The organism is Methylobacterium sp. CM6257, from assembly GCF_054611515.1.
Map to the genome: position 1 here is coordinate 5,746,907 of NZ_CM137735.1, position 20,344 is coordinate 5,767,250.

The following is a 20,344-nucleotide window of genomic DNA, read 5'->3' on the forward strand; positions in this document are numbered from 1 at the left end:
TGGCCGCGGCCGCGCCATCGCTGGTCCGCGGCGGAGACGATCCCCGAACGGCCCATCCGCATCCGGAGACGGTACGTGACGATACAGCCGGACGACGATGGGGATCGGCTCGCGGCCCTATACGCCCTCGGAATCCTCGGGACGCCGCCGGAGCCGCATTTCGACGCCGTCTGCCGCACCGCGCGCCGCTTGTTCGGCGTGCGCAGCGCTCTCGTGGCCCTCATCGACGAGGCGGAGCTGTGGCCCAAGACGCCCTGCGTCGACGTGCCGGGAGCGATCCCGCGCGAGCAGAGCATCTGCCATCACACGATCCGCAACGACGATCTGCTGGTCGTGCCGGATGCGCGGGCCGATCCGCGCTTCCGCGATCTGGCCGGGGTCGCCGCCGAAGGCGGCTTCCGTTTTTACGCCGGTTTGCCCCTGAGCCTGCGGCCGGGCCTGCGGATCGGCACCTTCTGCCTCATCGATCCGGAACCCCGGGACGGGCTCTCCGAGACGGAGGCGGCTGCCTTCCGCGACCTCGCCGAGATCGTCGTGGCCCATCTGCGGCTCACGGAGGCCAATGCGCGCCGCGGTCGCGAGATCGAGCAGGCGGCAATCCGCGAGGCCCTGATCCGCGAGCAGCACCGCGAGATCAACGCCCGGGCGCGCGCCCAGGAGGCGGCGAACCACCAGCTCACCATGGCCGAGCAGCTCGCCAGCGTCGGCCACTGGCGCGTGGACCTCGCCGAGGGCCAGCCGGTCTGGTCGACCAGTCTCTATGCGATCGCCGGCCGCGATCCGGCGACGCCCCCGCCCCCGCTCTCCGATTTCGCGCAGATCTACCATCCCGACGATCGGCAGCGGCTCGAAGCGATCGTCGCCGACGCGATCGCCCGCGGGACGCGCTTCGACTTCGAGGCGCGGCTGCTGCGGCCCGACGGGGCTGTCCGCGACGTAGTCGTCCGCGGCATGTACCGCGGCGACGGCGCGGCCGCCGGACTCTTCGGCGTGCTGATCGACGTGACCGAGCGGCGCCGCGCCGAGGATGAGGTCCGCCGCAGCGAGCTGCGCTACCGCGGCCTGGCCGAGGCGCTGCCGCTTCTGGTCTGGACCATGCGGGTCGGCGACGGGCAGGCCACCTACGCCAACGCGCAGTTCCAGACCTATTACGGGCCGATCGGGCTCGAACGGACCGAGCGCCTGGCCCGCAACCACCCGGAGGATGCCGCGGCCATGGAGGCGGCCTGGAACCGTGCGATCGCGACCGGCACGGGCTATAGCGGCCAGTGGCGGATCCGGCGGCATGACGGCGTCTACCGCTGGCACAAGATCTCGCTGATCCCGATCCGCCTCGATCCGGCGGACGGCGCCGTGGCGGAGTGGCTCGGCACCGCCCTCGACGTGGACGACATCGTCACGGCACGGCTTGCCGTCGAGGAGGCCCGCGGTCTGCTGGGGATCGCCCTGGACGCCGCCGAGGCCGGGACTTGGGACTGGGATATGCGCACCGGGCTCGCCAGTCTGAGCCCCGAGAGCGCGCGCATGCACGGGCTGCCGGATATCGGCGGCTCTCATGTGCTCGCGGCCGCCGACTGGACGGCGCTGCTTCATCCCGAGGATGTCGGGGATGTCTGGAACGAGGTCCGGCGCGCGGTCGAGACATCCACTGCCTACGCGGCCGAGTTCCGGGTGGGTGAGCGCTGGCTCTACGCGCGGGGGCGCACCCTCCGCGGGCCCGATGGCCAGCCGCAGCGCATGGTCGGCCTGCACCTCGACATCACCGAGCGCAAGACGGCCGAGGCGGCCCTGCGGGCGGCCACCCGGGACGCGGAGGCAGCCCGCGCCGAGGCGGAGCGGGCGAGCGAGGCCAAGAGCGAGTTCCTCGCCGCCATGAGCCACGAGATCCGCACGCCACTCAACGGCATCCTCGGCTATGCCGAGCTGCTTCTCGACGAGAGCACCATCCAGAACGAGGACCGGCGCCGCTTGGAGCTGATCCAGAGTTCCGGCGCGGCACTCCTCACCGTCGTCAACGACATCCTCGACTTCTCGAAGATCGAGGCCGGCGAGCTGATCCTCGATCCCGTGACCTTCCCCCTCGTCTCGACCGTGGACGCGACCGTCTCGATCGTGCGCGGCAGCGCGCTGCGCAGCGGCCTCGCTATCGAGGCGCAGATCGATCCGACGCTGCCGAACTTTGTGGTCGGCGATCCGGGGCGCCTGCGGCAGGTGCTTCTCAACCTGCTGAACAACGCCGTGAAGTTCACGCCCGAGGGGTCGGTGACCGTGACCGTGCAGCGGGAGGGCGAGAGTATCGCCGCCGATGGCCGATCCGGCGACGTGATCCGCTTCGCGGTGACCGACACGGGTATCGGCATAGCGCCGGCGCAGCAGGATCGGCTGTTCAAGCGCTTCAGCCAGGTGGACGGCTCGATCAGCCGACGCTTCGGCGGGACCGGGCTCGGCCTCGCGATCTCCCGGCACCTCGTGACGCTCATGGGCGGCGAGATCGGCGTGGAGAGTCGCGAAGGCGCAGGGTCGACCTTCTGGTTCCGCTTGGTCCTGCCGCGAAGCGCGCAGGGTGCCGACGGGGGAGCCACGGCGCAGCTGCGACCGCCGGCAGTCCCGGCCGGTGTATCCGAGACGCCGGCCGCCGCGCCGCCGCTGCGGCTCCTCCTCGTGGAGGACGTTCCGCTCAATCAGGAACTCGCCTGTGCCGTGCTCGAATCGCAGGGCTACGCGGTGGATGTGGCGGGGGACGGGGCCGAGGCGATCACGGCCGTCGGATCGGCCGTCGCGGCCGGACGCGCCTACGACCTCGTCCTCATGGATGTGCAGATGCCCCGTGTCGATGGGCTCACCGCGACTCGCCGGATCCGCGCGCTGGCGCCGCCGGCCTGCGATGTCCCGATCGTGGCCATGACCGCCAACGTCCTGCCCGCGCAGATCGAGGAACTGCGCGAGGCCGGGATGGATGACTACGTCGGCAAGCCGTTCCGCCGGGCCGACCTCTTCGCCACGATCAGCCGCTGGACGGCACCGGGCGCCCGCCGCCCGCCGCGCGCGGAGGAGCCGCGCCGCGTCCCGCAGGTCGATTCCGCTGTCCTCGATGCTGCTGTGCTCACCGAGATGGAGGCGAGCTTCGGCGCGGACCGCGTGGGCGCGCTGCTGGACCTCCTGGCCAACGAGCTGTCGGAGCGGTTCCGGCCGAGCGAGACCGACCGGCTCCAGATCGCTCACGACGCGCATGCCCTGGTGGCGGCGGCGGGCCTCTTGGGCTTCGTCGGCCTGTCGCGCCTGTGCCGCGAGGTGGAGGCTGCCGCCCATGCGGGCGCCGACCTGATGCCGCTGATCCGGCGCCTGGAGGTGCAGCGGGCGACCGCCCTGCGCACCATCCGCCAGTTGCGCGCGGCCTGAGCGCGTAACCCTCTCGAAACGCGCGTTCGGGAGCGTTGTGCGATCGGGCTCCCGAGCGAGCGCCGATCCCGACCGACAGCTCTCCCGATCACCCCCTCATCCTGAGGCGCCGACGCGAAGCGCAGGCCGCGAAGGAGGCCTCCAGAAATCACCGGGATGCTCGAGGGCTCCTTCGAGGCGGCTGCGCCGCACCTCAGGACGATGCCGAGGGTCGGGAAAGCCAGGTCAGACAGGCTCTTCGGAATCCTCCGGCAGGGGATCGCCCGTCCAGGTCGTGGCGAAGGCCGCGAGTTCCCGCGCATCCGCGAAGGCTGCCACGGTCACGTCGCGGTCGGCCGGTTCGGCTCCGGGATAGGGAGCCAGCTGGATCCGCACGCGGGCCAGACGGCCGCCCGGGGCATTGGCGGCGATCCAGGCTTGCGCGTCGGGGGTGAAGCGCTCCGGGCCATCGAGGGCGCGGGCATCGCCGCGCAGCACGATGACGTAGGTGCCGAGGCCGGGGTCGGCCTCCTGCACCGCCTTGATGACGTCGATCACGGGCTTTCCGCGAAGTCGTTGATCTGTACCTGGGCCTGGGCCTGGGTGAAGTTCGGGATGTCGGCGAAGATCTCCTCGCCGTGGGCCGCCACGGCCTTCTTGAACGCGTCGACCGACTCGAAGGTGAGCAGGGCCATCACCTGGAACGGGGCGGTGCCGCCGTCCGGCGTGCCGGCGCCCTTGACCACCTTCGCCTCGTGGAGGCCGAGCGACGACCAGCGCTCGCGCACCAGCGGCATGTGGTGGCCGAGATAATAGCCCATGTCGAAGCTCGGCCCGGCCGGATACATCACGCTCACCAGGATCATGTCGGTCCTTCTCCCTGTTGCGGCACCCGGAGCATCCGGGTTTCGGGATGGTCTCAGTGCAGCTTCACCCGCGGCTCGGTGCGGCGGGTGAGCGCGCGCGCCACGGTGTCGAGTGCCGTCTTGGCGGTCCCGTGGAGTGCCCGCTCGTGCATCTTGTAGAGCGAGCGGTACATCATCCGGGCGAACAGCCCGGCGATGAGCATGTTCTTGCCGCGGACGAAGCCCATCAGGCTGCCCACGGTCGAGTACTCGCCGAGCGACACCAGCGAGCCGAAATCCTTGTACTTGAACGGCTTCAGCGGCTTGCCGTCGATCTTGGCCTGGATCTGGCCGATGAGATGGCTCGCCTGCTGATGCGCCGCCTGTGCGCGGGGCGGCACCGGCGTGTCGGAGCCGGCCTCGACCAGATAGGCGCAGTCGCCGATCGCGAAGATGTCGGGATCGCGGGTCGTCTGCAGCGTCGGGGTGACCACGAGCTGGTTGGTCCGCGTGGTCTCCAGCCCGCCGATGCCCTGCAGGAACGGCGGCGCCTTCACGCCCGCCGCCCAGACCACCAGTTCGGATGGGATGAAGGTGCCGTCGGCGAGCTGCACGCCGTCGGCCCGCACCTCGGTCACCCGCGCCTTCACCCGCACGTCGACGCCGATCTTGTTGAGGAGCTGCATCACCTCCGCCGAGAGGCGCTGTGGCACCGCCGGGAGGATCCGGTCGGCGGCCTCGACGAGGGTGATGCGGATGTCCTTGCCCGGGTCGATCTTATCGAGGCCCGTGGAGACCACGTGGCGCAGGGTCCGGTGCAGCTCGGCGGCGAGCTCGGTCCCGGTGGCGCCTGCGCCGATCACGGTGACGTGCAGCTGGCCGGGGCGGACCGGCCCGGCCTGCGTGTGCGCCCGCAAGGACGCGTTCACGAGGCGCTGGTGGAAGCGCACCGCCTGATCCTGGGTGTCGAGGGCGATCGCGTACTCGGCCACCCCGGGAGTCCCGAAATCGTTGGTGGTGGATCCCACCGCCATCACCAGCGTGTCGTAGGGAACCGAGCGCTCCGGCGTAACCTCGCGCCCCTCGGCATCGTGGCTCGCGGCGAGTTGGATCGTGTGCGCCTGCCGGTCGAGACCGGTCATGCGCCCGATCCGATAGCGGAAGCCGTGCATATGGGCGTGGTGCAGGTAATCGACGGCGTGATGGCCCACGTCGAGGCTGCCGGCCGCGACCTCGTGGAGCAGCGGCTTCCAGATGTGCGTGCGGGCGCGGTCCACCAGCGTCACATGCGCGCGCTTGCCGCGCCCGAGCTTGTCGCCGAGCTTCGTCACCAACTGCAGTCCGGCGGCCCCCCCGCCGACCACGACGATGCGATGCAGGCCGGACTCGTTCTCGACGGATGCCATCGACACTCTTTCTTCCCCCGAACCGGGATTAAAACGCCGGCCTGCTTACACGTCCTGGGTGACCGATTGCCACATCTGCCTTCCGACGGCACCCGTGACCAGAGGGCGCGCGAAGGATCAACCCTGGGGTGCACCGGGCTGGCGCAGCGGGTGGGCCTCCGCGACCTCCGGCAGGGCGAGGCAGGACTGCGCGATCCGTGCCACCGTCGGGTAGGGTGCCGTGTCGACGCCGAAGATGCCTGTCCCGACCCAGAGGCTGACGAGGCAGAGATCGGCGTGGCTCACCGCGTCGCCCTGGCAGAATCGGCCGGTTCCCGGCTCGGTGCTGAGCCGCGCTTCGAGGGTCCGCAGCCCGGTCTCGAAGGCGTTGCGCAGGAAGTCGAGCATCCGCTCCCGGGGCAGACCGTAATGGTCCATCAGGAAGGTGCGCACCCGCGGCACGTAAAGCGGGTGCGTGTCGCAGGCGACGACCTGCGCCAGGGAGCGCGCCCGGGCCCGGGCCCGGGGATCCTCGGGCAGGAGCCGCACGCCGCCCTTCGTCTCCTCCAGGTAGTCGAGGATGGCGAGCGACTGGGTGAGCGGCGGTCCATCGCCGTCGAACAGGGCGGGCACTGCGCCCTGCGGATTGATCGTGCGGAATTCCGGCTTGTGCTGGTCGCCCGCGTCGAGGTCGATGAAAGTCTCCTCGTAGGCGATGCCCTTCAGCTTGAGCGCGATCCGAACTCGGAAGGCGGCGGCCGAGCGCCAGTTGCCGTACATGTGCATGGGACGGGATCTCCGACGGGATCGGGAGAGCACAGCCGAGTTTGTGCCGCGCCGCAAGAGGCGGGCCGGGGGGCGACAACCGGATGGGGCCAGCCCATATCGGGCGCCTATCCCGGAGAACCCCCGCCATGGCCGACCAGCCCGACGCCCGCCGCTTCATCCCCCTCAACATCGCGGTGCTCACTGTCTCGGATACCCGCCGCCTTGAGGATGACCGGTCGGGCGACACGCTGAGCCAGCGCCTCACCGAGGCGGGGCACCGTCTGGCCGCCCGGGCCATCGTCCCGGACGAGATCCCGGCGATCCGCGGCCAGGTCGAGGCGTGGCTGCGCGATCCGGGAGTCGACGTGGTGCTGACCACCGGCGGCACCGGGTTTACCGGCCGCGACGTCACCCCGGAGGCGCTGGAGCCCCTGTTCGAGAAGCGGATGGACGGCTTCTCGGCCGTGTTCCACCGGATCTCCTACGACAAGATCGGTACCTCGACCCTGCAGTCCCGCGCCACCGCCGGGGTCGCGCAGGCAACCTACGTGTTCGTGCTGCCGGGCTCGCCGGGTGCCTGCCGGGACGCCTGGGATGGGATCCTGGCCCAGCAACTCGACTACCGGCACCGCCCCTGCAACTTCGTGGAGATCATGCCGCGGCTCGACGAGCATCTGCGGCGTGGGGCGAGCATTACGGCATGAGAGCCTGTGTGACTGGGATGCTCCCATCCTGAACCTCATCCCGAGGTGCCCGCGTCAGCGGGGCTCGAAAGAGTCCTCCGGATAGCACCGCGATTCCTAGAAGGCTCCTTCGAGGCCTCCGCTGCGCTTCGGCACCTCAGGATGAGGGGGCGGGTTGGCGATCTGCCGCCTGAAGTCTCGGCCGAAGGCGGTTTTCGAGGTCAAATAGGCCATCGGCATCAGCCGACCGCGTTCCCCTCCTTGCGGCGCAGGACCGAGTGCCTGCGGCCGTAGAAGAAGTACACGGTGAGCCCGATCGCCATCCAGATCACCAGCCGCAGCCACGTGTCGAGCGGCAGGCCGATCATCAGCAGCAGGCAGAACAGGATGCCGAGGATCGGCACCACCGGCACGGCGGGCGCCCGGAACGGCCGCTTCATGTGGCGGTCGGTCCGGCGCAGGTAGATCACCGCACCGCAGACCAGGATGAAGGCGGCGAGCGTCCCGATACTCACCATCTCGCCCAGGATGTTGATCGGCACCAGCGCCGCCACCAGCGCGACCGCGCCGCCGATGAGCGCCTGGCTCCGATACGGCGTCTGGTAGGTCGGGTGGACGTGCGAGAACATCTTCGGCAGCAGGCCGTCCTGGGCCATGGTGAAGAAGATCCGGCTCTGGCCGTAGAGCAGGACCAGGATGACGGTGGTCAGGCCGGCCAGCGCCCCGAGCTTGATCAGCAGGGCGAACCAGCCGATGCCGATCACGTCGACGCCCTTGGCGATCGGGTCGGGGACGTTCAGGTCCTTGTAGGGCACGAGCCCGGTGAGCACGGCGGCCACGAGCACGTAGAGGATCGTGCAGATCGCCAGCGAGCCCAGGATGCCGATGGGCATGTCCTTCTGGGGCCGGCGCGCCTCCTGGGCGGCGGTCGAGACCGCATCGAAGCCGATGAAGGCGAAGAACACCACGCCGGCGCCGCGCAGGATACCGCTGTAGCCGAAATGCCCGAAGGTGCCGTCGTTCGGCGGGATCAGCGGGCTCCAGTGGGCCGTGTCGATATGGCCCCAGCCCAGAATGATGAAGGCCACCACGACGGTGAGCTTCACCGCCACCATGATGTTGTTGAAGCGCGCCGATTCCTTGGTACCGCGCATCAGCAGGATCGTGATGAGTGCCACGATCAGCACGGCCGGCAGGTTGAACAGGGCGGTGCCGCCGCCGTCGATCGGCGTGCCGGGCGCGTGGGCGAACTGCGCCGGGATCACGATTCCGACATCCTTCAGGATGCTGGTGACGTAGCCCGACCAGCCCACCGCCACGGTGGCCGCTCCCATGGCGTATTCGAGGATCAGGTCCCAGCCGATCAGCCACGCGAAGAACTCGCCGAGCGTCGCGTAGGTATAGGTGTAGCTCGACCCGGCCACCGGGATCAGCGCCGCCATCTCGGAGTAGCACAAGCCCACGAAGGCGCACGCGATACCGCCGAGCACGAAGGAGAGCATGATCCCAGGCCCGGCATACTGGGCCGCGGCCGTGCCGGTAAGCACGAAGATGCCGGCGCCGATGATCGCGCCGATCCCCATCGCGGTGATCGAGAGGGCGCCCAGCGATTTCGAGAGCTGCTGCTCGCCCTCGCCGCTCTCAAGGATGTCGTCGACCGATTTGCGCCCCATCAGGCCCGACGAATCCATTGCACCATCCTTCCAGGGGGGCGGTTCAGCGCGCTCCCAGACGCACCGGGCCGGCAAAGTGTCTGCCGCACTTCGAGAGTTGTAGAGGAGGAGCGACCGACAACAACAAGCGCCGGCACAAGATTTTGCCAGTCAGGCCCGGTCGATTCGGACGATCAGCGGCTTGACCTTGAGGCGGGGTGCGAACACGGCCCCGGCGCGCAGGGCCTCCCGTCGCACGACGTCCCCGGCCCGCGCCTGCCGGGCACCGGCCAGGACCTCGATCCGGCCGACGAGGCGGCCGAGCCAGCCGGCGGCCGGACGGTGCAGGCGGCCGAGCCCGGTCTCCGGCCGGACGGTCCCGACGAAGCGGTCGAGGGTACGGATCCAGCCCTCGGCCGGGACGTCGCCCGCCTCCAGGCACAGGATCCAGTCCCGGCGGGCCGCGGCGGCCCCCGCCGCGTAGGGATTGCCGCCCCGATGAAGGACGAGGGTCGCACCGGTCGCCTCCGCCACGGCCGCCACCGCCTCGCTCTCGGTCCCCGCCACGATCACGGCATCGCCGATCAGGCCGCCGGCCACCCCGGACACGAGCACGCTGAGCGTGTCGGCGAGGCGATCGATCGCGTCCGAATCGGCCGGGTCGGCCAGATAGGTCACCGCGGAGAGCATGAGCGCGCCCATAGACGATTTTGCGCCGCCGTAAACCGTTGATCCACCTCTCGAAGGCGTCGGGGCGACCGAGACGCGCGCCCGAGCCGGATTTGCCGCAAAATTAGGCGTTTGGCCGCATCGTGTTCGCTATATGTTCTATAGGAAACACGGGGGCGACTCACCATGCCGGGGCTGCGGGACGGATCCAGATCTGGCGCTTCGCTGCGCCTCGAGACCAGCACGCCGCCCGAGGGCGCACGCCGCGGGCGCGGTGCCACGGCCAATCCCACAGGCCGTTTCGAAGCAGCCCGGCGCGAGGCGTTCCACAATCCCGACTGGGACGCCGACGATCCGCCACCCCTGCGGACCCAGGTCACGCCGGAGCGGACCGCTCGGATCATCGCCCGCAACACGTCGCCCGACATCCCGTTCGACCGCTCAATCAACCCGTATCGCGGCTGCGAGCACGGCTGCATCTACTGCTACGCGCGCCCGACGCACGCCTGGCTCGGCCTGTCGCCCGGGCTCGATTTCGAATCGCGGCTCTTTGCCAAGCCGGAGGCCGCCAGGCTCCTCGCCCGCGAACTCGCGGCGCCGGGCTATCGTGCGGAGACGATCGCGCTCGGCACGGCTACCGATCCCTACCAGCCGCTCGAGCGGGAGCACCGCATCACCCGCGCGGTGCTCGAGGTATTGCAGGACGCGCGACATCCCGTGGGCATCACCACGAAGTCCGACTTGGTCCTGCGCGACCTCGACATCCTGACCGAGATGGCCGCACGGAACCTCGTCCTCGTCGCCATCTCGCTGCCAACCCTGGACCCGGGCCTCGCCCGCCGCCTCGATCCACGCGCGCCCCGGCCGGAGAAGCGGCTCGCCGCGATGGAGCGCCTGAGCGCGGCGGGGGTGCCCGTGATGGTCAACCTGTCGCCGATCATCCCGGGCCTGACCGATCACGAGATCGAGGCGATCCTGGCGCGCGCCCGGGAGAATGGTGCGAGTCGCGTCGGCCACGCGCTGCTGCGGCTTCCAGGCGAGGTTGCCGACCTCATGGCCGACTGGTTCGCCGAACACTATCCCGAGCGGAAGGCCCGGACTTTCGGGTTGCTCGCGCAGGCTCGGGGCGGCCGCGAGAACGATCCCCGCTTCGGCCACCGTTTCCGCGGCGAGGGCCCCTACGCGGCGATGATCGGCCAGCGGGTCCGGCTGTCGGGCACGCGGCTCGGCTTCGCGTTCGGGCGGATGGACTTGAATCGGTCGGCGTTTCGGAGTCCGCGAGGACAGTTGACGCTGTTCTGAGCCGGCACGGCGTGGATCCGAGCGCGCACAGAACCGCGTGGATGCAGCACCTTCAGGGTCAGATCGACCCTGGATACGCTCAGTCATCTCAAAATATTGAGCGTGGTCTCATTCACCAAGACTGCGAGCCTTTGCAGCCGCCATCCATCGCAGCGCAGGCGATACGCTCAACGTATTGCCATTTATTCTAGGTTTAGTTTTGGCATAAATTCTACATACGTAGATTGAATCATAAATTCGAGGTTGACAGACACGCGTTTTTGTCTTCTGTGCAGCCAGTTTCTTTGAATTTGACGCGAAGGAACTTGTCGTTGAATAATCATCTCAGGCTCTCAATCAGTCTAATACTTGTCGCGATTTTGGTCAGCATGGGCGCCATGCTACTTTTGACGCGGACGGATACACTTCTCAGCGCGGTGGAGCAGGCGCGCGAAGAACAACGCGTCGTCACTCTCACACAAGTGAGCCGCGCCCTGCTCCGGTCGGTGATCGCGACCCGCATGGCGCGGGGCACCGTCAAGGCGGCCCTGGCCGGCGAGGAGCCGATCTCCAACGCCAACAGGGCGGAGTACTTGTCCGAGCGGCAAATCCTGGTGGAAACGGGGAAGGAATTCTGGAGTCTCGTGCACGGCCTCGACGTGCCGTCGGTGCAAGTGACGCTGGAACCACTTCGGCACGCGCAGGAGGCCTTGGCCGCCCTGCGTCCACAGGTCGACGTGATCGTTGCGCTCCCGAAGGATCGCCGCGACGGCGCGTTCCCACAGACCTTCGAGACGGTCGTCACCGACCTCCTCAGCGCCTTCGCGGCAACCAACAATGCGGTGGACGCCGCCATCCCGCGCCGGGACGAGGCGGTCGCGCAGGCCCTCGACATCAAGCGCGCCGCCTGGGCGACGCGGATCGCACTCGGCAATTCCTGGGTCCGAATCGAAACCTCGGTGGCCGCCAGGTCCGCCTGGTCGCAAGCCGAGATCATCGCGGCTGCCGAGGAGCGGGCACGCCTGTTCGCGGCCTGGACCGGCGTCGTCGATAGGATGACGGGCGATGTCCCGACTTCCCTTCGGGCCGCCTTCCATAAGGCGGGTACCAGCAACTTCGAAGGCGAGTCGGCGAGGCGACGCGTGGAGGTCACGGACGCGCTCAGCCAGGGCAGGCAGCCCGGCATTGAGGCCGAGGATTTGCGCAGGCGCGACATCGCCGATGGAAAGACGATGCTCGATCTGGCCTTCGCGGCTCTCGACACGATGATCGGCCGGGCCCAGGTCCTGGCCACCGAGTCGCAGCACGCGCTTCTCGGTGCTGTGCTGTTCCTGGCCGTCTCCGCTCTGCTGGCGGTTGGCGGTACGATCGCCGTGTTCCGTCGGGTGCTCCGACCGCTCCGGGCCATGACCCAGGCGATGCAAGCGCTCGCAGGGGGTGACGCCAGCGTGGCGATCCCCGCCCAGGCGCGCCGCGACGAGATCGGCGCCGTGGCGGCGGCGGTCCAAGTGTTCAAGGATAACCTGATCCGGAAGAGAGCCTTGGAGGAGGAGCGCGCGGAATCCCACCGCTCCGCCGAGGAACAGCGCCGGACGGTCATGCATCAGGTGGCCGGCGCCTTCGAGCAGGCGGTCGGCAGCATCGTCGCCGAGGTCTCTTCCGCCGTCGCCGAATTGGAGAGCACCGCCCGCCAGATGTCGGCCACCGCACAGGAGACCGCCGTCCAGTCCGCCACAGTGGCATCCGCCGCCGAACAGGCCGAGATCAACGTCAACACGGTCTCGGCCGCCGCCGAGCAGCTCGGCGGTTCGATCGAAGAGATCGGCCGCCAAGTGGCCGGTTCCTCCGACCTGACACAGAAGGCTGCCGACGAGGCAGACCAGACCGCCGTGCTGGTCATGGAGCTCAGCGCCGCAACCGCCAAGGTCGGTGACGTCGTGCAGTTGATCTCGTCGATTGCAGCCCAGACCAATCTGCTGGCCTTGAACGCCACGATCGAGGCGGCCCGTGCCGGCGATGCGGGCCGGGGCTTCGCGGTGGTGGCCGCCGAGGTCAAGGAACTGGCCGGGCAGACGGCCCGGGCCACCGACGACATCGCGGCTCAGATCAGCCGCATCGAGAACGCGACCGGCGAGGCGGTGGGCGCGATCGGTACGATCACGGGCCGGATCCGGGAGATCAACGGGGTTGCCGCTTCGATTGCGGCAGCCGTGGAGCAGCAGGATTCGGCCACCCGGGAAATCGTGCGCAACATCGTCCAGGCCACAGCGGGCGCGAAGCAGGTGACCGGCAACGTCGTCGGCGTGGCGGATGCCGCGGAGGAGACGGGGGCGGCGGCCGATCACGTGCTCACCGCCGCCGGCGCCCTGTCGCGCCAATCTGAGCGGCTCACCGCCGAGGTCGACCGCTTCCTGACCACCATCCGGACGGCGTGAGACTGCTGCGTGCCCGACAGGGCGAACCCGGAGCGGCAGATCGCGCGCTCCGGCCCAATTCTCGCGCCGGCCTTAGCCGTACCCGCGGGTGAAGCTGAGGCGGTGGTGTGGGCTGCGGCCGAGTCTCGTCAGCCCGGCCCGGTGGATGGCGGTGCCGTATCCGACATTGCGGTCCCAGCCGTAGCCGGGATGGCGTTCCGAGAGGCGTCGCATGAGGTCATCGCGGAACACCTTGGCGACGATCGAGGCGGCGGCGATCTGGGGCACGAGCCGGTCGCCGCCGATCACGGCTCGGCCCGGCAGGCCGGGCAGAGCGTCCCGCCCGTCGACCAAGACCGGCGCCGCAATCCCGAGGCGGGCGACCGCCCGCGCCATGGCGTCCAAGGTCGCCGCGCGGATGTTGATCCGGTCGATCAGCGCGCAGGAGCCCGCCGCCACCGCGACCCGCGCCTCCGCGCGGATCAGGGGCGCCAGCTTTTCGCGAACCGGCTCGGGCACGCGCTTGCTATCGTCGAGGGCGGCGAGCAGCGCCGGCGGAATCGCCGCCGGATCGAACCAGACCGCGGCCACGATCACGGGCCCGCAGAGTGCGCCGCGCCCGACCTCGTCGCATCCGACGATGGCGGGGTAATCCGCAGCGCGGGCCGGATCGAACGGCGAGGTCGCGGCGGGCGAAGTCTTCCTGGCAGGCGGCATGGCGCCCTCCTGCCATCCCGCGCGGGCGCCGTCACCGGTCAGGCGGCGTCCCGGGTCCCGGGTTCGCTGCCATGCGCCTCGATGATGTTGCCGAAGAACTGGCGCGCGCTCAGGTCCCAGCCGCAGCGCATCGCCTCGGCCCGGCACTCGGCGCGCGACAGGTCGAGGGCGGCGAGCGCGGCGGCCCGCAGATCGCGGTCGAGGATCCCGCCCCGGGTGCCGCCGACCACGTCGTTCGGGCCCGGCACGGGGAAAGCCGCCACCGGCAGGCCGCTGGCCAGGGCTTCCAACAGAACGATGCCGAACGTGTCGGTGAGGCTCGGGAACACGAACACGTCGCAGGCCGCGTAGGTCGCCGAGAGCGCCGCGCCGGTGCGGGTCCCGAGGAACCGCGCCCCGGGCGCCAGCGCCTGGAGACGGGCCCGGTCCGGCCCATCGCCGACCACGACCTTGGTGCCGGGGAGATCGAGGCTCAGGAAGGCCGCGACGTTCTTCTCCACCGCCAGCCGCCCGACATACAGGAACAGTGGCCGGGGCAGGCCGGCGAGGTCCGCCGGCACCGGCGCGCCGGGCGCGGCCGGCCGGAACCGCTCCGTGTCGACGCCCCGGGTCCAGCGCATCAGCCGGGCGAACCCCCGGGCCGAGAGCTCCCCCTGGAGCGAGGCGGTGCTGACCATCGTGCCCCGGGCCGCGCCGTGAAACCGGCGCAGGTACGCGTAGGACCACGCCTCGGGCACCGGAGCGCGGGCCGCGAGGTACTCGGGAAACCGCGTGTGGTAGCTCGTCGTGAAGGGCAGGTCGTGGGCGAGGCAGTGGCGCCGCGCGGCGAGGCCGACTGGGCCTTCCGTCGCGATATGGACGTGGCTCGGCCGCTCCGATCTCCAGCGCGCCGCGACCCGCTCCCGCCCGGCATAGGCGAGGCGGATTTCCGGATAGCCCGGCAGCGGCAGCGAGCGGAAATCCGCCACGGAGAGCAGCGCGACCTCAAACCCGTGCTCGGGCGCGCGGCGCACCATCTGTTCCAGGGAGCGCACGACGCCATTGACCTGCGGGTGCCACGCGTCGCTGGTAATGAGGAGCTTCACGCGTGGTCCCTCACGCCACCGCGCGCCGGCCCGGCAGCGGCTGCGGCACGGCCTCTGTCGCGCGCGCCCTGAGGAGGCTCGGATAGTGCAGCACCTCGATGCGGCCGTCGTAATGCTCCACCAGACCGGTGCAGGATTCCACCCAATCGCCGGTATTGAGGTAGCGCAAGTCGCCGATCGGCCGGTCCGCCGCATGGTGGATATGACCGCAGATGACGCCGTCGGCGCCCTGGCGGCGGGCCTCCTCGGCCAGGATCGTCTCGAAGCGTCCGATGAAGCTGACGGCGTTCTTCACGCGCAGCTTCGCCCAGGCCGAGAGCGACCAGTAGGACAGGCCGAGCCGCCGCCGCACCTTGTTGATCACGGTGTTGAGGGTCAGCGCCAGGGTGTAGGCACCGTCCCCGAGATGGGCCAGCCAGGGCGAATGGCGCACAACCATGTCGAATTGGTCGCCGTGGATCACGAGGTAGCGCCGCCCGTCCGCAGCCGCGTGGATCGCGGTCTCGGCCAGTTCGATCCCGCCGAAGCTCGTGCCGACATAGTCGCGCAGGAACTCGTCGTGGTTGCCCGGCAGGTAGACGATGCGGGCGCCCTTGCGGACCTTGCGCAGGAGCTTCTGCACAACGTCGTTGTGCTCCTGCGGCCAGTACCATCCGGAGCGCAGCTGCCAGCCGTCCACGATGTCGCCGACGAGGTAGATCGTGTCGGCGTCGTAGTCCTTCAGGAACGCCAGCAGCAGCCCGGCTTGGCAGCCACGCGTGCCGAGATGCAGGTCGGACAGGAACAGCGTCCGCACGCGGACCGGCATCTCCTCAACCTCGGCCACGGCATCCTCTCCCGGCGGCTGAACGGTGCCGGAATCCAGAGCGCGATCCCATCTCAGTTTGATGACGCGCCGTTCAGGGCCGCGCCCGGACGGCGCGTGCGGTGCGGCGAAGCCTTTCAACCGAGGATCGCCGTCGCTGCACTGCACAAAAAATTTTTTTGCCAAGTTCCGGAAGTTTTTCCGGTTTTCCTTTCCAGCGCCGCCCGCTCATAATACCAGATGACCGGCGGCTCGGCCCGAGCTGAGCCGGGCGTAGACAGGAAGGCGGCGAGGACGGCCCTTGGGCCGTTGAACGGGACGGCATTTCGGAGGCGACCGGCGCGCGGGGGCGTGCCGCGACGCGAGCGGCGTGAAGCCGCCTGCCGCTCCGTTGCGCCCCCCCCGATCCACGGCAGAGGATGGCGTTCGAGGGGGCGCGGCCCAAGCCGCGGCCGACGACGCCGGACCGACTCCCGAGGACGCTTGGACAACCCGGCGCGGGCTTGGCCCGCGCGCAATGGACTATTCGGAGGAAACATCATGGCCGCAACCCGGCGCCCCGGTCGTAACCACCTCTTCATTCCCGGCCCCACCAACATCCCGGAGCGCGTGCTGCGCGCCATGCACGTGCCGTCCGAGGACCATCGCTCGCCGAGCTTCCCGAATCTGGTGAAGCCGCTGCTCCAGGACTCCAAGATGGTGTTCGGCTCGACTAACGGGACGATCATTCTGTTCCCGTCCTCGGGCACCGGCATCTGGGAATCGGCCCTCTCCAACACCCTCTGCCGCGGCGATAAGGTACTCACCGCCCGCTACGGCCAGTTCAGCCACCTCTGGGTCGACATGGCCCAGCGCCTCGGGCTCGACGTGATCGTCCAGGAGGAGGAGTGGGGCACCGGCGCCGATCCGCAAAAGATCGAGGAGGCCCTGCGGGCCGACAAGGACCACGCCATCAAGGCTGTCATGGTCGTCCACAACGAGACCGCCACGGGCGTCACCAGCGACATCGGCGCGGTGCGCAAGGCGATCGACGCCGCCGGTCACCCGGCGCTGCTCTTCGTCGACGGCATCTCGTCGATCGGCTCGCTGCCGTTCAAGATGGACGAGTGGGGCGTCGACTGCGCCATCGCGGGCTCGCAGAAGGGCTTCATGCTGCCGGCCGGCCTCGGCCTGATCTGCATCAGCCCGAAGGCGCTCAAGATCGCCGAGGGCGGCACCGGGCGCAACGACCGGCTCGGCCACGCATACTTTGCCTGGAAGGACCAGCTCGCCGCCAACGCCACCGGCTACTTCCCCTACACGCCGGCCCTGCCGCTGCTCTATGGCCTGCGCGAGGCCCTGGAGATCGTGAAGGAGGAGGGGCTGGAGAACATCTACCACCGCCATCACGTGCTCGCCGAGGCGACCCGCCAGGCCGTGGCGGCCTGGGGCCTCAAGCCCTGCGCCAAGGAGCCGAAGTGGAACTCCGACACGGTCACGGCGATCGTGGTGCCGGAGGGCGTCGATGCCGCCAAGGTGATCAGCCACGCCTACGACCGCTACAATCTCTCGCTGGGCACCGGCCTGTCCAAGGTCGCCGGCAAGGTCTTCCGCATCGGCCACCTCGGCGACCTCAACGAGCTGTCGCTGCTCGGCGGCATCGCCGGTGCCGAGATGGCGCTCATCGATTGCGGCGTGAAGGTCACGCCCGGCTCCGGCGTCGCTGCCGCGTCGAGCTACCTGCGCGAGAATCCGCTGCATAAGGCGTGAATGGCGCACGCCGCCGGGGCGGGGTCGGGTTGCCGGTCCCGCCCCGGCGCGCGAGTAAGAACAAGACTATCGAGGAAGCCGCCCGTCGTCCGAGAGGGGTCCTATGACCAAGAAGATCGTATTCCTGGACCGTGAATCCCTCGATGCCAGGGTCCGACCGTTCAACTTCCCGCACGAATACGTCGAGTACGAGTCGACCTGGACGCCGGAGGACACGGTGTCCCGGCTGCAGGGCGCCGAGATCGCGCTGATCAACAAGGTCCCGATGCGGGCCGAGACGCTGAAGCAGCTCCCCGACCTGAAGCTGATCGCGGTGGCCGCCACCGGCACCGACGTGGTCGACAAGGCCCAGGCCAAGGCGCAGGGCATCACCGTCGTCAACATCCGCAACTACGCCTTCAACACCGTGCCGGAGCACGTGGTCGGGCTGATGTTCGCCCTGCGCCGGGCGATCGTGCCCTACGCCAATTCGGTGCGGCGCGGCGACTGGGCGAAATCCACGCAATTCTGCTACTTCGACTACCCGATCTACGACATCGCCGGCTCGACGCTCGGCATCGTCGGTTACGGGGCGCTCGGCAAGTCGATCGGCAAGCGCGCCGAGGCGCTCGGCATGAAGGTCCTCGCCTACGACGTGTTCCCGCAGGAGGGGCTCGTCGATTTCGAGACGATCCTGACCCAGTCCGACGTGATCACGCTGCACGTGCCGCTGACCCCCGACACGAAGGGGATGATCGGCGCGGCCGAGCTCAAGAAGATGAAGAAGAACGCCATCCTCATCAACACGGCCCGGGGCGGGCTCGTGGACGAGGCGGCGCTGCTGGCCGCACTCAGGGACGGCACCATCGCGGGGGCAGGCTTCGACGTGGTCGCGCAGGAGCCGCCCAAGGACGGCAACATCCTGTGCGAGGCCGACCTGCCGAACCTGATCGTCACGCCGCACGTGGCCTGGGCGAGCAAGGAGGCGATGCAGATCCTGGCCGATCAGCTCGTCGACAACGTCGAAGCCTTCGTGGCGGGCAAGCCGCAGAACGTGGTCGAGGCCTGAGGCGGAGCGTTTTGAGCCCCGTCATTCCGGGGCGCCGCAGGCGAGCCCGGCCCCGAAGGGGCACGCCGGAGGCGGGCAATCCGGAACCGCCGGCGGCTCAGGCCGAGAACCATCTGCGCGTCTGGATTCCGGGCACCGCTTCGCGGCCCCGGAATGACGGCGCGCAAGTCCTGAGAACCCTAAAGCCCGCTGCGGGCCGAGGTAGGAAATGACGAAGAAGCTGCTGTTCCTGTTCGATACCGATCCGGTGCCGAACGTGTTCGACACGGTGGTCGGGTACGACGGTGGCGCCGACCACATCACCGGCTACGGCAGTGTGACGCCTGACAACGTCGGCGCGCTGGTCGACGGCACGATCTACACCCGCGGCGGCTCCGAGAAGAAGTCGACGGCGATCTTCGTCGGCGGCGGCAACATGGCGGCGGGCGAGGCGCTGTTCGCGGCGGTCAAGAAGCGCTTCTTCGGCCCGTTCCGGGTCTCGTGCATGCTCGATTCCAACGGCTCCAACACCACGGCGGCGGCCGGTGTGGCGTTGGTGGCCAAGGCCGCGGGCTCGCTCCAGGGCAAGAGCGCCGTCGTGCTGGCGGGCACCGGTCCGGTCGGCATGCGCTCGGCCGCTCTGCTCGCCGGCGAGGGCGCCGACGTGACCATCGCGGGCCGCGCGCTGGACAAGACCCAGGCCGCCGCCGACCAGATCAACAAGCGCTTCAAGGTGAACGTGAAGGCCGCCGCGACGCCGGACGAGGCCTCCCGCATCGCCCTCGTGAAGGGCAAGAACATCGTGTTCACGGCCGGCGCCATCGGCGTCGAGCTGCTGCCCGAATCCGCCTGGGCCCAGGACTCGGCTGTCGAGTACGTGGCCGACTACAACGCCCAGCCCCCGACCGGCATCGGCGGTATCGACGTGATGGACAAGGGCAAGGACCGCAACGGCAAGAAGGCCTTCGGCGCGCTCGGCATCGGCGGGCTGAAGCTCAAGCTGCACCGGGCCTGCGTCGGCCAGCTCTTCGAGAGCACCGAGCAGGTGCTCGACGCCGAGGAGATCTACGCCCTCGCCAAGAAAATGGCCTGACGGGAGACGCGCCCATGTCGGACACGCAACCGCCCGAGACCGCGACCATCCAGACCTTCCTGACGGAGCTGGCGAGCGCCGCCCCGACCCCCGGGGGCGGCGGCGCGGCGGCGATCTCCGGCGCCATGGGCGCGGCCCTGGTGTCGATGGTCTGCAATCTCACCATCGGCAAGAAGAAGTACGTCGAGGTCGAGGCCGAGCTGAAGGACGTGCTCGCCAGGTCCGAGGACCTTCGAGTCGTCCTCACCGGCATGATCGGCGAGGATGTCCAGGCCTTCGACGCCGTCATGGGCGCCTACGGCCTGCCCAAGGCCACCGACGACGAGAAGGCGGCGCGCGCGGAGAAGATCCAGGCCGCGCTCAAGACCGCCTGCGACGTGCCGCTCGCCTGCTGCCGGGCCTGCCGCGCAGTGATCGATCTTGCGGCGATCACCGCCGAGAAGGGCAATCTCAACGTGGTGTCGGATGCCGGCGTGGCGGTGCTCTCGGCCTATGCCGGGCTGCGCAGCGCGGCCCTCAACGTCTACGTCAACGCGAAGGGTCTCGAGGACCGCGACTTCGCCGACGAGCGGCTGAAGGAACTGGAAGATCTGCTCTCGGAGGCCGGCGCGCTCACCGAGAAGGTCTACGGAGTGGTGAAGGCCAAAGTGAGCTGACGCGCACGGCGCCTGATCCTGGCGCCGGCAAACCATCGACAGTCGAGGCCGGGTGCATCATGCCCCGGCCTTCCTGTTTTTCTCTATGTCGCATTGCAGCATCTAGTGCGATCTATGTTGCGCCCGCGAAAAAGTCG

17 protein-coding genes are annotated in these 20,344 nt (G+C 69.4%); 8 read left to right on the top strand and 9 right to left on the bottom strand.

The annotated features are described in order from the left end of the window. The first annotated feature begins 75 nt into the window (after positions 1–75). A complete protein-coding gene (locus tag ACYCO6_RS28010) occupies positions 76–3,399 on the top strand; it encodes a PAS domain-containing protein (RefSeq protein ID WP_459765427.1) in 3,324 nt (1,107 codons plus the stop codon). Positions 3,400–3,624: 225 nt separating this feature from the next. Here the strand turns inward: ACYCO6_RS28010 and ACYCO6_RS28015 are convergent, their stop codons facing one another. From ACYCO6_RS28015 to maiA, 4 genes are all read right to left on the bottom strand, one after another. Further along, a complete protein-coding gene (locus ACYCO6_RS28015) occupies positions 3,625–3,936 on the bottom strand; it encodes a hypothetical protein (protein WP_459765429.1) in 312 nt (103 codons plus the stop codon). Continuing rightward, positions 3,933–4,244 (bottom strand): EthD family reductase, encoded by a 312-nt coding sequence (locus ACYCO6_RS28020; protein WP_459765431.1) that lies wholly within the window; start codon positions 4,242–4,244, stop codon positions 3,933–3,935. The genes ACYCO6_RS28015 and ACYCO6_RS28020 overlap by 4 nt, the downstream gene beginning before the upstream one ends. 53 nt (positions 4,245–4,297) lie before the next feature. Continuing rightward, entirely contained in the window at positions 4,298–5,629 is a 1,332-nt protein-coding gene (locus ACYCO6_RS28025; RefSeq protein ID WP_459765433.1) for an NAD(P)/FAD-dependent oxidoreductase, read from the bottom strand. A gap of 117 nt (positions 5,630–5,746) precedes the next feature. Beyond that, positions 5,747–6,394, bottom strand: a complete 648-nt coding sequence (gene maiA / locus ACYCO6_RS28030; RefSeq protein WP_459765435.1) for a maleylacetoacetate isomerase — start codon at positions 6,392–6,394, stop codon at positions 5,747–5,749. A 128-nt stretch (positions 6,395–6,522) separates the two neighbouring features. Here maiA and moaB point away from each other — a divergent pair, with 128 nt between their 5' ends. Continuing rightward, on the top strand, positions 6,523–7,080 hold the full coding sequence (moaB, locus tag ACYCO6_RS28035; protein WP_459765437.1) for a molybdenum cofactor biosynthesis protein B: 558 nt from the start codon (positions 6,523–6,525) through the stop codon (positions 7,078–7,080). Between the two features lie 218 nt (positions 7,081–7,298). On the opposite strand, the gene ACYCO6_RS28040 is transcribed toward moaB, so the two are convergent. Both ACYCO6_RS28040 and ACYCO6_RS28045 read right to left on the bottom strand, forming a co-directional pair. Next, complete coding sequence (locus ACYCO6_RS28040; RefSeq protein ID WP_459765439.1) at positions 7,299–8,750, bottom strand: amino acid permease; 1,452 nt, start codon at positions 8,748–8,750, stop codon at positions 7,299–7,301. 132 nt (positions 8,751–8,882) lie between these two features. Further along, positions 8,883–9,413: a hypothetical protein gene (locus ACYCO6_RS28045; RefSeq protein ID WP_459765441.1), complete on the bottom strand. Its 531-nt coding sequence runs from the start codon at positions 9,411–9,413 to the stop codon at positions 8,883–8,885. A gap of 153 nt (positions 9,414–9,566) precedes the next feature. Here ACYCO6_RS28045 and ACYCO6_RS28050 point away from each other — a divergent pair, with 153 nt between their 5' ends. Both ACYCO6_RS28050 and ACYCO6_RS28055 read left to right on the top strand, forming a co-directional pair. Then, positions 9,567–10,682: a PA0069 family radical SAM protein gene (locus ACYCO6_RS28050; RefSeq protein ID WP_459765443.1), complete on the top strand. Its 1,116-nt coding sequence runs from the start codon at positions 9,567–9,569 to the stop codon at positions 10,680–10,682. Between the two features lie 377 nt (positions 10,683–11,059). Then, positions 11,060–13,096, top strand: a complete 2,037-nt coding sequence (locus ACYCO6_RS28055) for a methyl-accepting chemotaxis protein (protein ID WP_459765445.1) — start codon at positions 11,060–11,062, stop codon at positions 13,094–13,096. Positions 13,097–13,168: 72 nt separating this feature from the next. Here the strand turns inward: ACYCO6_RS28055 and ACYCO6_RS28060 are convergent, their stop codons facing one another. The 3 genes from ACYCO6_RS28060 to ACYCO6_RS28070 are packed head-to-tail and all read right to left on the bottom strand — an operon-like array spanning position 13,169 to position 15,703. Beyond that, positions 13,169–13,792 carry a ribonuclease HII gene (locus tag ACYCO6_RS28060; protein ID WP_459765447.1) on the bottom strand — a complete coding sequence of 208 codons (624 nt, stop codon included), beginning with the start codon at positions 13,790–13,792 and terminating at the stop codon, positions 13,169–13,171. Positions 13,793–13,830: 38 nt separating this feature from the next. After that, entirely contained in the window at positions 13,831–14,877 is a 1,047-nt protein-coding gene (locus ACYCO6_RS28065) for a glycosyltransferase family 4 protein (protein WP_459765449.1), read from the bottom strand. A 10-nt stretch (positions 14,878–14,887) separates the two neighbouring features. Continuing rightward, positions 14,888–15,703, bottom strand: a complete 816-nt coding sequence (locus tag ACYCO6_RS28070) for a UDP-2,3-diacylglucosamine diphosphatase (protein WP_459765451.1) — start codon at positions 15,701–15,703, stop codon at positions 14,888–14,890. A gap of 519 nt (positions 15,704–16,222) precedes the next feature. Here ACYCO6_RS28070 and ACYCO6_RS28075 point away from each other — a divergent pair. The 4 genes from ACYCO6_RS28075 (at position 16,223) to fchA (ending at position 20,207) form a co-directional block, all read left to right on the top strand. Next, on the top strand, positions 16,223–17,431 hold the full coding sequence (locus ACYCO6_RS28075; RefSeq protein WP_459765453.1) for an aminotransferase class V-fold PLP-dependent enzyme: 1,209 nt from the start codon (positions 16,223–16,225) through the stop codon (positions 17,429–17,431). Between the two features lie 103 nt (positions 17,432–17,534). Further along, on the top strand, positions 17,535–18,479 hold the full coding sequence (locus ACYCO6_RS28080; RefSeq protein ID WP_459765455.1) for a D-2-hydroxyacid dehydrogenase: 945 nt from the start codon (positions 17,535–17,537) through the stop codon (positions 18,477–18,479). A 208-nt stretch (positions 18,480–18,687) separates the two neighbouring features. Then, complete coding sequence (locus ACYCO6_RS28085; RefSeq protein WP_459765457.1) at positions 18,688–19,551, top strand: NADP-dependent methylenetetrahydromethanopterin/methylenetetrahydrofolate dehydrogenase; 864 nt, start codon at positions 18,688–18,690, stop codon at positions 19,549–19,551. A gap of 14 nt (positions 19,552–19,565) precedes the next feature. Beyond that, positions 19,566–20,207 carry a methenyltetrahydrofolate cyclohydrolase gene (gene fchA, locus ACYCO6_RS28090; protein WP_459765459.1) on the top strand — a complete coding sequence of 214 codons (642 nt, stop codon included), beginning with the start codon at positions 19,566–19,568 and terminating at the stop codon, positions 20,205–20,207. Positions 20,208–20,344 lie beyond the last annotated feature (137 nt).

What these genes read in the sequence shown, in the direction of transcription:
- ACYCO6_RS28080 (WP_459765455.1), top strand. Translation starts at nt 17,535, where the DNA reads ATGACCAAGAAGATCGTATTCCTGGACCGTGAATCCCTCGATGCCAGG.
- ACYCO6_RS28045 (WP_459765441.1), bottom strand. Translation starts at nt 9,413, where the DNA reads ATGGGCGCGCTCATGCTCTCCGCGGTGACCTATCTGGCCGACCCGGCC.
- ACYCO6_RS28055 (WP_459765445.1), top strand. Translation starts at nt 11,060, where the DNA reads ATGCTACTTTTGACGCGGACGGATACACTTCTCAGCGCGGTGGAGCAG.
- ACYCO6_RS28085 (WP_459765457.1), top strand. Translation starts at nt 18,688, where the DNA reads ATGACGAAGAAGCTGCTGTTCCTGTTCGATACCGATCCGGTGCCGAAC.
- ACYCO6_RS28060 (WP_459765447.1), bottom strand. Translation starts at nt 13,792, where the DNA reads ATGCCGCCTGCCAGGAAGACTTCGCCCGCCGCGACCTCGCCGTTCGAT.
- maiA (WP_459765435.1), bottom strand. Translation starts at nt 6,394, where the DNA reads ATGCACATGTACGGCAACTGGCGCTCGGCCGCCGCCTTCCGAGTTCGG.
- ACYCO6_RS28025 (WP_459765433.1), bottom strand. Translation starts at nt 5,629, where the DNA reads ATGGCATCCGTCGAGAACGAGTCCGGCCTGCATCGCATCGTCGTGGTC.
- fchA (WP_459765459.1), top strand. Translation starts at nt 19,566, where the DNA reads ATGTCGGACACGCAACCGCCCGAGACCGCGACCATCCAGACCTTCCTG.
- moaB (WP_459765437.1), top strand. Translation starts at nt 6,523, where the DNA reads ATGGCCGACCAGCCCGACGCCCGCCGCTTCATCCCCCTCAACATCGCG.
- ACYCO6_RS28040 (WP_459765439.1), bottom strand. Translation starts at nt 8,750, where the DNA reads ATGGATTCGTCGGGCCTGATGGGGCGCAAATCGGTCGACGACATCCTT.
- ACYCO6_RS28075 (WP_459765453.1), top strand. Translation starts at nt 16,223, where the DNA reads ATGGCCGCAACCCGGCGCCCCGGTCGTAACCACCTCTTCATTCCCGGC.
- ACYCO6_RS28020 (WP_459765431.1), bottom strand. Translation starts at nt 4,244, where the DNA reads ATGATCCTGGTGAGCGTGATGTATCCGGCCGGGCCGAGCTTCGACATG.
- ACYCO6_RS28050 (WP_459765443.1), top strand. Translation starts at nt 9,567, where the DNA reads ATGCCGGGGCTGCGGGACGGATCCAGATCTGGCGCTTCGCTGCGCCTC.